Genomic DNA, 12,874 nt, shown 5'->3' on the forward strand with positions numbered 1-12,874 from the left:
GAAGTCTGCTTTTGTGTTTTTTATATGCCGCAACAGCATTCGGTTTTTCTATGCTGTTGCGATCATTTGCACATTCAGTACTGTTTGCTGTTTGCTGCAAACTTCAAATAATTTGCTGGCAAGGCAAAACGCTCGCCATAGCTGGCCTGCAATTCTGCGGCACGTTCAGCAAACCGTTCTGTGCCAATATGATTGATGAATTGCACTGCACCACCCGTCCATGCCGGGAAACCTATGCCAAAAATTGATCCTATATTGGCATCGCGGGTCGATTCCAGTACACCTTCTTCCAGACAGCGCAGGGTTTCTATCGCCTGCATGTATAAAAACCTGTCTTGCAGGTCGGCATAGGGCAGGCTGCATCCGGCCCTACCAAACAATGTACTTAGTTCAGGCCACAGATATTTCTTGCCACCGTCTGTGGGATACTCATAAAAACCTGCGCCAGCAGCCTTGCCAGCGCGTTGATGTTGATCAAGCATGACATTGATGATGGCGGCAGATGCGGGTGCCTGCCAGCTTTTACCTTCGGTTTCGAGATCCGCCTTGGTTTGCGCGGTGACATGGCGGGACAGACTCAGCGACACCTCATCCTGAACGGCCAGCGGGCCAACCGGCATGCCGACGGAGAGTGCCGCATTTTCTATGAGTGCTGCTGGCAAGCCTTCTGCCAGCATGCTCAAGCCCTCGTTGACAAAGCTGGCAAATACCCGGCTGGTGAAAAAGCCGCGCGAGTCATTGACGACGATGGGCGTCTTGCCTATCTGCAGTACATAGTCGTATGCACGGGCGATTGTTGCCTCACTGGTTTGCTTGCCCTTGATGATTTCCACCAATTGCATTTTCTCGACAGGCGAAAAGAAGTGTATGCCTATGAAGCGTTCTGGATTGCTGACTGCTTTTGCCAGTCCGCTGATTGGCAGGGTGGAGGTATTGCTGGCCATGATGCCATCGGCTGCCAGCATGTTTTCTGCTTCGCTGGTGACAGTCGCTTTGAGTTCGCGGTTTTCAAATACGGCTTCGATGATGAGATCACATCCTGAAAAATCACTGGCGCTTGCAGTAGGCTGTATCAGTTCCAACTGGTTCGCTGCCTTTTCTGCAGATAAGCGACCTTGCCCTACTTTTTTGTGCAGGCCGTTGGCAATATTGGTTTTGCCCTGCTCGGCTTTTTCCAGCGTCGGCTCTTTCAATACCGTATGTATGCCACGCGCTGCACTGACAGCCGCTATGCCAGCGCCCATCATGCCTGCACCTATCACACCGAGCTTGCTGACTTTGGATTTTGCGATGTCTCGCGGGCGGCTTTTGCCTGTGCTGATTTCCTGCATCTGGAAGAACAGAGTACCTATCATGTTCTTGGCAACCTGGCCCGTGGCGAGATGGGTGAAGTAGCGGCCTTCAATTTTCAGGGCATTGTCGAAATCAACTTGCGCACCTTCTACCATGGCTGCCAGTATGGCTTCAGGCGCTGGATAATTACCCCTGGTTTTTTCACGCAACATGGCCGGTGCCACCATGATCATTGGCAGCAGCTTGGCAGAGTTGGCTGCGCCACCGGGCAGTTTATGGGTTGCATCATCCCATGGCTGTTGTGTCTGTGGATTGGCCAGTATCCAGGCGCGCGCCTGCTGCAACATGTCTTCATTGCTGCTGGCGATGGCATGTACCAGGCCAGCCTTGACGGCTGCTGCTGGAGAGACCTGCTTGCCTTCCAGCAGATAAGGCATGGCTTCCTGCAAGCCCAGCAGGCGTACTGTACGCACCACGCCGCCAGCGCCCGGTAATAATCCCAACGTCACTTCAGGGAAGCCGATTTTTGTTTTGGCATTATCCAGGGCTATGCGGTAATGGCAGGTCAGCGCCAGCTCAAGTCCACCGCCAAGGGCGCTGCCATTGATGGCGGCAACAACGGGCTTACCGAGTTTTTCGAGTCTGCGCAGCACTGCCTTGTTTTTCTCCACCATCTCCAGGCAGGATTTGGCGTCTTGTATGCTGATGAGTTCTCGCAAGTCACCACCGGCAAAAAAACTGTCCTTGCCGGATGTCAGGATGACGCCGCTGAGTTGCACTTTTTCTTCTTCTAGCCGACCGACGGCAGATGCCAGTGCATCACGAAATGCCGCATTCATGGTGTTCACCGACAAGCCTGGCATGTCGATGTTGAGAGTGACTATCTGATGTTCGTCTTTGCTGTAATTGATCATGATGTTTGCTTTCCCGCTACATTTCTGGTTTAAACGCGCTCTATGATGGTGGCGATGCCCATGCCGCCACCCACACACAGGGTGATGAGGCCGCGCTTTAACTGACGCGCTTCCAGCTCATCAATCAGATTACCCAGCAACATGCAGCCGGTTGCCCCCAGCGGGTGGCCGAGGGCAATCGAGCCGCCATTCACATTGACTTTTTCTTCCGGTACTTTGAGGTCTTTCATGAACTTCATGACGACCGCTGAAAAGGCTTCATTGACTTCAAATAAATCGATATCTTCCACACGCAAGCCAGCTTTATTTAATGCTTTCAGAGTGGCGGGACCAGGACCTGTCAGCATGATGGTCGGATCGGTTCCTGTCACGGCAGACGCAACGATGCGGGCACGCGGATTCAGGCCCAGGCGTTTGCCCATGGCTTCGGTACCTATCAGGGCGAGGGCAGCACCATCGACGATGCCGGACGAGTTACCAGCAGTATGCACATGGTTGATACGCTCAATGTGCGGGTACTTGCGTATCGCGACGCTATCAAAACCCATTTTGCCCGGCATTTCAAATGAAGCCTTGAGCGAGGCCAGTGCTGTCATGCTGGATTGTGGTTTGATGAATTCATCTTCTGCCAGTATTACCAGGCCATTCATGTCGCGCACAGGGCGCAGGGATTTGAAGCGACCAGCAGCCCGCGCCGCTGTGGCTTTTTCTTGTGAGCGCAGGGCAAAGGCATCGACATCTTCGCGGCTGAATCCTTCCAGCGTTGCAATCAGGTCTGCCCCTATACCTTGCGGTAAAAAGTCAGTTTGCATGCTGGTTTGCGGGTCGGCTGCCCAGGCACCGCCATCTGATCCCATGGTCACGCGTGACATGGATTCGACGCCGCCAGCGACTACCAGGTCCTCCCAGCCTGAACGTACTTTTTGCGCCGCCAGGTTGACTGCTTCCAGGCCGGATGCGCAAAAGCGGTTCAGTTGCACCCCTGCCACTTGCCAGTCCCAACCTGCAGCCAAGGCGGCAGTCTTGGCAATGTCTGCTCCCTGGTCACCAACGGGGGTGACGCAACCCAGCACAACATCATCGATCAACGCAGTATCGAGCGACAGGCGTTGCTGCATATCCTGCATCAGGCCAGACAGCAAGGAGATGGGTTTGACACTGTGCAGTGAACCATCTTTCTTACCCTTGCCACGCGGTGTGCGCGGCGCATCAAAAAGATAGGCTTCAGTCATTTGTATTCTCCTGTCTGGCGGTTTCTGTATGAGAGGGATATGTGGCTTTATTGGTGCTCAAGTGTATGATGATACAATTAATAAAGCAAATGCTTGATTAAATGGTGTGCGTCTGATTTGACCACAGGATATGAGGAAAACACGCAATGACACAGAACATCATCAATAATCCTGAGTTTCAAGGCATGCTTAAAATGGTGATAGAGGAGAAAATCCCGTTTTGCCATTTGCTGGGCATGAAGCTGGACAGTTTTGACCCGGATACACCGCGCCTCAGCATAGGCATGCGGGACGAGTTATTAGGCAATTTTGCCCAGGGCATGTTGCATGGCGGCGTAATTGCCTCTGTATTGGATAGCGTGGCAGGTTTTGCCATCTTGCTCAAAATGGCGCAGCAAAACCCGCAAGATGATGTGATGTCGCAGATCAAGGAATTTGGCAAGATGAGCACGATAGATTTGCGTATCGATTATCTGCAACCTGGGCGCGGCAAACATTTTGTTGCGACTGCCGAAGTCACGCGGTTAGGCAAACGTGTCGCCAATGTCCTGATGGACCTGCGTAATGAAAAAGGTGACAGAATTGCGACAGGCGCAGCCGCATTCATGCTGCATGGCCGCGCCTGATTGCCTTTCTGCCCACTTGTACTAGGATATAGATACAAACTACAACAAGGGGGAGCAGCATGAGCATACGTCTGGAAAAAGCCAATGGACTGGCCACCATCATCTTTGATAATCCAAACTGCATGAATGTCATGGGAGCGGCAGAGATACGCTCCCTGAACCAGTTGACCGAGTTGTTGGCAGAAGACCATAGCATACGCGTCGTCATTATCCGTGCCGAGGGCAAGGTATTTGGCGCGGGAGGTGACATCGCCAGCTTCAAGCCAGGTGACCCGGCATCCCCCGAAGCCATACGTGAAATTGGCGCAGAGCTGAACCAGGCAATATTGCGCCTGCATAAACTTCCTGCCATCGTGATTGCCTCTGTCCACGGTGCGGTAGCTGGTGGCAGCATGGGGACCATGAATGCGGCTGATCTGGTAGTCGCAGCCAAGGGCACCCGCTTTAACATGGCTTATGCCAAGATAGGTGCGAGCCCTGATGTCGGTAATACCTGGTTCCTGCCGCGCCTGGTTGGCAACCGCAAGGCACTGGAATGGTTATTGTTTTCGGAAAATTTTGATGCCGATGAAGCCCTGGCTTTTGGCTTGATTAATCTGGTTGTACCACCAGAGCAATTGAAAGATGTAACTGAGAAGCTGGCCCTGAGACTACTGCGCGGCCCACAAGAAACTTATGCCAGAATGAAGCGTCTTGTATATCAGTCAGATGCAACTTCGCTCGAACAGCAGGTTAGCGATGAAATCGAGGCTTTTGCTTCTGTCACGATGACGCCGGACTTTGCCGAAGGGGTATCTGCTTTCCTGGATAAGCGGACCGCTCATTTTGGCTGCAAGCTGAATTAGCCGCTATTTTTGGCAATTACAGAGGTATATGACAGTTTTGTGACGAGTTTTGCGTCTTAAAGGTGACTTTTTCCTCTGAAACTGCAAGATAAATTGAGTGCGTCGTGTTTTATTTTACTTTTTCCCGAAATTCTGCGTATAATCGTTTAGTCGTTGAGATTCAAAGTGGTAGTGCAGTATCAGTCTGTCATTTCTTACTTGGTTGAAACGATCTATCGGGCATATGCCCACATTAACTGAAATAGGAAATTGTAATGGCAACAGGTATTGTTAAATGGTTCAATGATTCAAAAGGTTTCGGCTTCATCACTCCAGATGAAGGCGGTGAAGATCTGTTTGCTCATTTCTCCGCTATCCAATCTAACGGCTTCAAATCTTTGAAAGAAAACCAACGCGTTTCTTTCGAAGTAACGACAGGCCCTAAAGGCAAGCAAGCTTCTAACATCCAAGCAATCTAATTGCTGATTTGTTAGTCTGCTAATGTCTGGTATAGCACCAGATTTGCTCTAAAAAATCCCCGATTTATCGGGGATTTTTTTTTGCAAAAAGACAAAATTTTCTTCCCCGAATAGTTGCAAACTTATTTATACTCAATTTGCAGCAGTTACACTAAAGTTGTCCCTGATCAAGACTCTCGTTAAGAATTTTTGTATTCTTGTTCCACATTTGCCAGGAACGTTACAAGGGGAAAATAAGATGTTCAATCTGACAATCAGGTTAAGACTGATAGGTGTGATGGCTTTCATGGCAATCATGTTGGTCATTGGTGGATTGATGGGGGTTTATGGTGTCAGGAACAGCAATGCCGTCATCAAGGAAATTTTTACCAATCAATTACCCTCGGTCGAGGCGCTGGGGCAATCCCGGGTCTTTATGTTGCGTGCCCGTACTGCTATAGACAGGGCAATTGCTCATCCCGAATTTCCGGATAATGCGGAGACCATCAAGCGTTCAGAAGATTTTTTTAATCAGTCTGAAACATACTGGAAAAAATACCTGGCCTTGCCGCAAGATGCCGAAGAAAAAAAGATTTCTGATGAAGCCACTGCCTTGCGTGATAAGTACGTTAAAGATGCGCACTTGCCGATGTTCAATGCTATCAAAGCTGGCAACAAGGAAGAAGCCGACAACATCAACATGAAGTTGGTACCACCTGCCTTTAGCGCGTATGCTGACAAACTAGCCGCGCTCAGTGACTATCAATTTGCCGGTGCCGCCAGGTCGCTTAAAGAAAGTGAGAGTGCTTTTGCTACCTTCTTGTGGGTGGACATACTGGGTGTGATTGGTGGATTGGTTGCTGTATTTATTTCGGCTTACTTTTTGCTCGCTGCCATTTCTCATCCGTTGAAGCTGGCAATTGATCAATTTGAAGCCATAGGCAATGGCGACCTGACCCAGCAACTCAAACCTGCTTCCCGGGATGAAATGGGGCAACTGGTTTCTGCTCTGGAAAACATGCGCCAAAGCCTGATGCAAACCGTCACCATGGTGCGAAATTCAAGCGGATCTATTGCCATCTCTTCTGAGGAAATTGCCACTGGCAATATGGACTTGTCCAGCCGCACTGAGCAGCAAGCTGCCGGCATTGAAGAAACTGCTTCTTCCATGGAGGAACTGACATCGACCGTGCAACAAAATGCTGACAATGCACGTCAGGCCAATACCCTGGCATCGAATGCATCTGAAGTCGCCAGCAAAGGTGGCCAGGTCGTCGGTGATGTGGTGCATACCATGTCATCGATCAAAGAGAGCTCGAAAAAGATTGTCGATATCATTGGCGTCATTGATGGCATCGCCTTTCAGACCAATATTCTTGCCTTGAATGCGGCAGTAGAAGCTGCGCGCGCGGGTGAGCAGGGACGTGGCTTCGCCGTGGTAGCGACTGAAGTACGTAACCTGGCACAGCGCTCTGCCAATGCGGCAAAAGAAATCAAGGAACTCATCAGCAGCTCTGTTGATAAGGTTGAGGTCGGTTCACGCCTGGTTGATGATGCTGGCAAGACTATGAACGAGATTGTCATCTCTATCAAAAGTGTGGCTGACATCATGGCAGAAATTACTGCGGCCAGTGCTGAGCAAAGAGACGGCATTAACCAGGTCAGTATGGCAATTGGCAAGATGGATGAGGCGACACAACAAAATGCTGCCCTGGTAGAACAAGCCGCAGCTGCGGCAAGCAGCATGCGGGATCAGGCAAATAATTTGAATAATGCTGTCAGCATTTTCAAGATTGATGCCAGTGACGGTGCAGACAGCCGCAGTAAAGCGCCCGTTGTTTCTCCCGTAAAAGCTGTGCCCAAAGAAAATCCTGTTACCAAACGCGCAGTAGTCAAGTCGCTGCCTGCAGTTGCCCCAGCTGCACCGAAAAAGAATGCCAAAGCAGCACCGTCGTCTTCACAGGATGAATGGGAAGAGTTTTAAAAATGAGTTCTAGTGATTTTTCTCCGCATCAGATACGTGATCTTGATGCGGAGCAGTGATTCAGAAAAATTCAGAAATTCCTGCTCAGGATTTTTTCCAGTAATTCGGCTGACTGTAGGCATGACGCAAAAAGTCGATAAAGGCCCGTATGCGCAAGGGCAGGTGACGACGTTGGGCAAAGATCGCATAGATATCATTGCCCGGCGCATTAAATTCGTCCAGCACAGTAATCAGCTTGCCCGATTCAATTTCGGCACCCACTTCCCACATGGACCGCCAGGCCAGGCCCTTGCCTGACAGCGCCCAGTCATGCAAGACTTCACCGTCATTGCAGACCATATTGCCTTCCACCTTCAGCGTGACGTTCTTGCCATTCTGGCGAAATGTCCAGCCGCGCTGGCTGCCGTCAGCGCTGAAGGCCAGGCAATTGTGCTTGCTGAGTTCATCCAGGGTTTGTGGTGTGCCGTGGCGCTTGATATAAGCTGGCGAGGCGACCACCACGCGCTTGTTATCCGCCAGCTTGACGCCAATCAGGTTGGAGTCAGTCAGCGCGGCGATGCGTATCGCCACGTCTATGCCTTCGCCAATCAAGTCCACCACGCGGTCATTCAAACTCAGCGTCAGTTTCACGTCACGGTGTTCGCTCAAAAAGGAGGGCATCAGTGGTGCCACATGCTGGCGTCCAAAACCAGCGGGTGCCGAAATCGTCAGCGTACCGCTGGCGCGGGCGCTGCGTTCTGATACTGCACCTTCTGCTGCTTCCAGGTCGGCCAGTATGCGCTGGCAATCTTCGAGAAAGGCCTCACCCTCATTGGTCAGCGCCAGCTTGCGGGTGGTGCGTTGCAATAGCTTGACGCCCAGGCGTTCTTCCAGTGCATCCAGGCGGCGGCCTATCATGGCAGGAGCGACGCCTTCAGCACGCGCTGCTGCTGACAGGCTGCCCCTGGTTGCCACTTCAGCAAAAGTAGAGATTTGTTTGAACTGATCCATAAGAGCCTGGCTTCTTATCTGTTCATTTGCAACTAAAATGAAAAGATGTAGTGATGAAATTCGATGATTATAGTATTTTATATTGAATATACTGCTTTCATGATGATTGCTATTCAATTTTTTAAATTTACGGCTCAGCCCGCCTCAGGCACCAACTAAAACCATGCCCATCTCCGCCATTGCTTTTGACGCCTACGGTACCCTGTTCGATGTCTATTCCATCAGTGAACAGGCGGACAAGCTGTTTCCCGGCAAGGGGCGGGAATTGGCTGAGCTCTGGCGTGACAAGCAAATTGAATATACACGCCTGCGTACCATGTGCAGCATGTACAAGCCATTTTGGGAAGTGACACAGGATGCCTTGCTCTTCAGTTGTCAAAAGCTGGGGCTGGAGTTGAACCTGGATGCGCAAAATACCCTGATGGGGCAGTATGCGAGGCTGAAAGCTTTTCCGGAAAACTTGTCCGTCCTGCAAGCCTTGCAGACACAAGACATGAAGATGTCGATTTTATCGAACGGTAACCTGCACATGCTACAGTCGGCTGTTGATGCTGCTGGCATGCAGGGCATATTTAGCCATTTGCTGTCGGTAGAAGTCGTCAAAAAATTCAAGACCGCACCTGAAGCCTATCAAATGGCGCCTGATGTATTTGGTGTGCCAGCAAAAAATATCCTGTTTGTGTCCAGCAATTGCTGGGATGCCTGCTGTGCCACCTGGTTTGGCTACACCACTTTCTGGGTCAACCGGCAAAATGCACCGCTGGAACAACTGGGCGTCACGCCGCATGGCGAAGGGCGCACGCTGCAAGACCTGATTCCCTTCATAGCAAAACACCGCAACTGATTTCGTTTTAATTCATTTTTTCTGGAGACCACAATGACACAACTGACTTTACCTGAAGGCATGCAAATCAGCGGCGAAATCAAGCCAGGCTTTGCCGAGATTCTGGCACCGGAAGCACTGGCCCTGGTTGCCAAGCTGAGCCGCGCATTCGAGCCACGCCGTCAAGAATTGCTGGCTGCCCGCGTAGAACGTGCCAAGCGCCTGGATGCTGGTGAGCAGCCAGACTTCTTGCCAGAAACCCTGCATATCCGCGAAGGTGACTGGAAGATCGCGCCTATCCCCAAAGCACTGGAATGCCGCCGTGTAGAAATTACTGGTCCGGTAGAGCGCAAGATGGTCATCAACGCCTTTAACTCGGGCGCTGACAGTTACATGACAGACTTTGAAGATTCCAATACACCGAATTGGGATAACCAGATCACCGGACAGATCAATATGCGCGACGCCGTGCGCCGCACCATCAGTCTCGAGCAAAACGGCAAATCCTACAAACTGAACGACAAGATCGCCACTTTGGTCGTGCGTCCACGCGGCTGGCACCTCGATGAAAAACATGTGCTCGTCGATGGTAAACGCATCTCCGGCGGCATCTTTGATTTTGCCCTGTTCCTGTTCCATAACGCCAAAGAACAACTGGCACGCGGCGCTGGACCTTACTTCTATCTGCCGAAGATGGAGTCTCACCTGGAAGCGCGTCTGTGGAACGATATTTTTGTCATGGCACAAAATGAAATCGGCCTGGCGCAAGGCACCATCAAGGCGACTGTGTTGATCGAAACCATCGTTGCTGCCTTCGAGATGGATGAGATTTTGTATGAGCTGCGTGAGCATAGTTCTGGCCTGAACGCTGGTCGCTGGGATTATATTTTTTCTTGCATCAAGAAGTTCAAGAACGACAAAGACTTCTGCCTGGCAGACCGCGCCAAGGTCACGATGACAGCGCCTTTCATGCGCTCTTATGCTCTGCTTTTGCTGAAAACCTGCCACAAGCGTAATGCGCCAGCTATCGGCGGTATGGCTGCGCTGATCCCTATCAAGAACGATCCAGAGAAAAACGACATCGCCATGGGCGGCGTACGTAATGACAAAGCCCGCGATGCAACGGACGGTTACGATGGCGGCTGGGTAGCTCACCCAGGTCTGGTAGAACTGGCGATGACAGAATTCAAAAAGGTTTTGGGCGATGCACCTAACCAGATTTCCAAACAACGCCCTGACATCGAAGTCAGCGCCAAAGACTTGTTGAATTTCCAGCCAGAAACACCGATCACCGAAGCGGGCCTGCGTTACAACATCAACGTTGGCATTCACTACCTCGGCGCATGGCTGGCTGGCAATGGTTGCGTACCTATCCATAACCTCATGGAAGATGCCGCAACTGCAGAAATCAGCCGCTCACAAGTCTGGCAATGGATACGTTCTGCCAAGGGCAATCTGGAAGATGGTCGCAAGGTCACGGCCGACATGGTCCGTGCGATGATCCCTGAAGAATTGGTCAAGGTCAAAGAAGTGGCAGGCACAGGCCCAACTTATGACCGCGCTGCGCAAATTTTTGAAGAGATGTCGACTTCTGAAGACTTTGCCGAGTTCCTGACTTTGCCTTTGTACGAAGAAATCTGATCTTGTAGCAGTATTGCAGCCTTCTCCAAGACCGCAGGATGGCAAAAAAAGCGAGCACTCAGGTGTTCGCTTTTTTATTGCACTTTAGGAAAGTGCATCAATGATTTTTGAAAAACATGTTTAATTAATCAGTAAACCCAGGCATAAATTGCCAATCCATCACACATTTTAACAATAAGGCAATATAAGTTTGTTATATTGTTGCCACTGTGCCAGCGCGATTTTTGGACTGCTGCACAGCAAATCCGGGCAACCCCATACCTTAGAAAAGTGAGTGAAAAAATGAAACAATATGGAGCTGAATTTTTGGGAACATTCTGGCTGGTGCTAGGCGGCTGCGGCAGTGCCGTGCTGGCAGCCGCTTTCCCAGGTGTAGGCATAGGCTTGCACGGTGTGTCACTGGCTTTTGGTTTGACGGTGCTGACCATGGCCTATGCGATAGGCCATATCTCTGGTTGCCACCTTAACCCCGCCGTTTCTATCGGCTTATGGGCGGGTGGTCGCTTTCCAGCCAATAAATTACTGCCTTACATCGTCGCCCAGGTGCTGGGTGGCATCGTTGCCGGCGGTGTCTTGTACCTGATCGCCAGTGGCAAGGCTGGTTTTGATGTGTCTGGCGGTTTTGCTTCAAATGGTTTTGCCGAGCATTCGCCTGGCGGTTATTCCATGGTGGCTGCACTGGTGACTGAAGTGGTCATGACCATGATGTTCCTGGTCATCATCCTCGGCGCGACAGACAGCCGCGCACCACAAGGTTTTGCACCTATCGCCATAGGCCTGGGTTTGACGCTGATACATCTGATCAGCATCCCTGTCACCAATACTTCGGTCAATCCTGCCCGTAGCACGGGTGTAGCCATCTATGTCGGCGGCTGGGCTTTGCAGCAATTGTGGCTGTTCTGGGTAGCCCCTATTGTCGGCGCTGTGCTGGGTGCCGTCAGCTACAAGGCGATTGCTGGCGAGGCGAAATAAGCAGCGAGAAGATATGAGGCTGCACGCCTCGCACAACTCTTGTGCAGGTCCGCGAAATATCATGCAAAAATTGTCGGGTGTCATGCATCTGCAAATCTGACATGGTATTCTCGGACCTTCATTCTTTTTATGCTCATCATGTCCAGCAATCTCATTAATTCCGAAGATGTAATTTCAGCGACCGCAACCTGGCTGGACAAAGCCGTCATCGGTTTGAATCTGTGTCCGTTTGCCAAGGCCGTGCAGGTCAAACAGCAAGTGCGCTATGTCGTCAGTGAAGCGAAGACGCCAGAAACCTTGCTGGAAGACCTGGAGAGAGAACTGGAATTGCTGGCCGAAGCCAATCCGGATAAGATAGAAACCACTTTGCTGATTCATCCACTGGCATTGAATGACTTTCTGGACTTCAATGATTTTCTGGATGTCGCCGATGGCATGCTGGAAGAAATGGAACTGGATGGCATCTTGCAAGTCGCCAGCTTTCACCCCGACTACCAGTTTGCCGGCACCGAACAGGATGACATAGAAAACTATACCAATCGCTCGCCATACCCGACCTTGCACCTGTTGCGCGAAGAGAGCATAGACAGGGCGGTAGAAGCCTTTCCCGAAGCCGAGCAAATCTATGAAAAAAACATGGAGACCATGCGCGAGTTGGGTCACGAAGGCTGGCGCCGGCTGTTTTCCAAATACGCCAAAAAGTAATTCTTTATAAGCTTATCAAAATCATGCATATCAATTGAATTCTTATATTGATATGCAAATAAGTAATTTACGATTCTTGCATTTGCGCAATTTCCCTTAAGTAGTATGAAATGGAGATACTGGTAGGGTGTATCTATTTCCAAGTCATTGATTAACAACAGAAAAATCATCATATTTAATTCTATTTTGGCGATGAGTCACAAATCTGGTGAAAATCATCAATGATTTTTGCCGCATCCCCGGCGCCATTCTTCTCCACTTCCTTGCAAATCACTTGATTGAATAACCACGCTTCTGTAGAAAATTTGCTTTTGCCAATTGCTGAGCAGGCGTTTCTTCTGATTTTCTGCTGACAAGTGCCTTGTTATTTTGCAGAGCAACATGTACAGTAAGAGGTTGATTTTCCGCATTT

11 protein-coding genes are annotated in these 12,874 nt (G+C 50.5%); 8 read left to right on the forward strand and 3 right to left on the reverse strand.

Annotated elements, in window-relative coordinates; genetic code table 11:
- Positions 1 to 74 precede the first annotated feature (74 nt).
- A complete protein-coding gene (locus AC3WQT_RS04415; protein WP_492702625.1) occupies positions 75 to 2,207 on the reverse strand; it encodes a 3-hydroxyacyl-CoA dehydrogenase NAD-binding domain-containing protein in 2,133 nt (710 codons plus the stop codon).
- Between the two features lie 29 nt (positions 2,208 to 2,236).
- Positions 2,237 to 3,439 carry an acetyl-CoA C-acetyltransferase gene (locus AC3WQT_RS04420; protein WP_492702626.1) on the reverse strand — a complete coding sequence of 401 codons (1,203 nt, stop codon included), beginning with the start codon at positions 3,437 to 3,439 and terminating at the stop codon, positions 2,237 to 2,239.
- A 146-nt stretch (positions 3,440 to 3,585) separates the two neighbouring features.
- Between AC3WQT_RS04420 and AC3WQT_RS04425 the strand changes: the two genes are divergently transcribed.
- From AC3WQT_RS04425 to AC3WQT_RS04440, 4 genes are all read left to right on the forward strand, one after another.
- Entirely contained in the window at positions 3,586 to 4,065 is a 480-nt protein-coding gene (locus AC3WQT_RS04425; RefSeq protein WP_492702627.1) for a thioesterase family protein, read from the forward strand.
- A 59-nt stretch (positions 4,066 to 4,124) separates the two neighbouring features.
- A complete protein-coding gene (locus tag AC3WQT_RS04430) occupies positions 4,125 to 4,910 on the forward strand; it encodes an enoyl-CoA hydratase/isomerase family protein (RefSeq protein ID WP_492702628.1) in 786 nt (261 codons plus the stop codon).
- Between the two features lie 254 nt (positions 4,911 to 5,164).
- Positions 5,165 to 5,368: a cold-shock protein gene (locus AC3WQT_RS04435; protein ID WP_007878889.1), complete on the forward strand. Its 204-nt coding sequence runs from the start codon at positions 5,165 to 5,167 to the stop codon at positions 5,366 to 5,368.
- A gap of 238 nt (positions 5,369 to 5,606) precedes the next feature.
- Positions 5,607 to 7,331: a methyl-accepting chemotaxis protein gene (locus AC3WQT_RS04440; protein WP_492702629.1), complete on the forward strand. Its 1,725-nt coding sequence runs from the start codon at positions 5,607 to 5,609 to the stop codon at positions 7,329 to 7,331.
- Positions 7,332 to 7,415: 84 nt separating this feature from the next.
- On the opposite strand, the gene AC3WQT_RS04445 is transcribed toward AC3WQT_RS04440, so the two are convergent.
- Positions 7,416 to 8,321, reverse strand: coding sequence for a LysR family transcriptional regulator (locus AC3WQT_RS04445; protein WP_492702630.1), 906 nt, complete (start codon positions 8,319 to 8,321; stop codon positions 7,416 to 7,418).
- 163 nt (positions 8,322 to 8,484) lie between these two features.
- Between AC3WQT_RS04445 and AC3WQT_RS04450 the strand changes: the two genes are divergently transcribed.
- The 4 genes from AC3WQT_RS04450 to AC3WQT_RS04465 all read left to right on the forward strand — a co-directional run bounded on the left by AC3WQT_RS04450 (position 8,485) and on the right by AC3WQT_RS04465 (position 12,462).
- The gene (locus tag AC3WQT_RS04450) at positions 8,485 to 9,165 is read left to right on the forward strand and encodes a haloacid dehalogenase type II (RefSeq protein WP_492702631.1); all 681 of its coding nucleotides are present in this window, start codon (positions 8,485 to 8,487) and stop codon (positions 9,163 to 9,165) included.
- Positions 9,166 to 9,198: 33 nt separating this feature from the next.
- The gene (aceB, locus tag AC3WQT_RS04455) at positions 9,199 to 10,785 is read left to right on the forward strand and encodes a malate synthase A (RefSeq protein ID WP_492702632.1); all 1,587 of its coding nucleotides are present in this window, start codon (positions 9,199 to 9,201) and stop codon (positions 10,783 to 10,785) included.
- Between the two features lie 282 nt (positions 10,786 to 11,067).
- Positions 11,068 to 11,757: an aquaporin Z gene (gene aqpZ, locus AC3WQT_RS04460; RefSeq protein ID WP_423000622.1), complete on the forward strand. Its 690-nt coding sequence runs from the start codon at positions 11,068 to 11,070 to the stop codon at positions 11,755 to 11,757.
- A gap of 138 nt (positions 11,758 to 11,895) precedes the next feature.
- Positions 11,896 to 12,462, forward strand: a complete 567-nt coding sequence (locus tag AC3WQT_RS04465; RefSeq protein ID WP_492702633.1) for a DUF1415 domain-containing protein — start codon at positions 11,896 to 11,898, stop codon at positions 12,460 to 12,462.
- Positions 12,463 to 12,874 lie beyond the last annotated feature (412 nt).

The sequence above is a fragment of the Undibacterium sp. FW305-107 genome (assembly GCF_058788535.1).

What these genes read in the sequence shown, in the direction of transcription:
- AC3WQT_RS04415 (WP_492702625.1), bottom strand. Translation starts at nt 2,207, where the DNA reads ATGATCAATTACAGCAAAGACGAACATCAGATAGTCACTCTCAACATC.
- AC3WQT_RS04420 (WP_492702626.1), bottom strand. Translation starts at nt 3,439, where the DNA reads ATGACTGAAGCCTATCTTTTTGATGCGCCGCGCACACCGCGTGGCAAG.
- AC3WQT_RS04425 (WP_492702627.1), top strand. Translation starts at nt 3,586, where the DNA reads ATGACACAGAACATCATCAATAATCCTGAGTTTCAAGGCATGCTTAAA.
- AC3WQT_RS04430 (WP_492702628.1), top strand. Translation starts at nt 4,125, where the DNA reads ATGAGCATACGTCTGGAAAAAGCCAATGGACTGGCCACCATCATCTTT.
- AC3WQT_RS04435 (WP_007878889.1), top strand. Translation starts at nt 5,165, where the DNA reads ATGGCAACAGGTATTGTTAAATGGTTCAATGATTCAAAAGGTTTCGGC.
- AC3WQT_RS04440 (WP_492702629.1), top strand. Translation starts at nt 5,607, where the DNA reads ATGTTCAATCTGACAATCAGGTTAAGACTGATAGGTGTGATGGCTTTC.
- AC3WQT_RS04445 (WP_492702630.1), bottom strand. Translation starts at nt 8,321, where the DNA reads ATGGATCAGTTCAAACAAATCTCTACTTTTGCTGAAGTGGCAACCAGG.
- AC3WQT_RS04450 (WP_492702631.1), top strand. Translation starts at nt 8,485, where the DNA reads ATGCCCATCTCCGCCATTGCTTTTGACGCCTACGGTACCCTGTTCGAT.
- aceB (WP_492702632.1), top strand. Translation starts at nt 9,199, where the DNA reads ATGACACAACTGACTTTACCTGAAGGCATGCAAATCAGCGGCGAAATC.
- aqpZ (WP_423000622.1), top strand. Translation starts at nt 11,068, where the DNA reads ATGAAACAATATGGAGCTGAATTTTTGGGAACATTCTGGCTGGTGCTA.
- AC3WQT_RS04465 (WP_492702633.1), top strand. Translation starts at nt 11,896, where the DNA reads ATGTCCAGCAATCTCATTAATTCCGAAGATGTAATTTCAGCGACCGCA.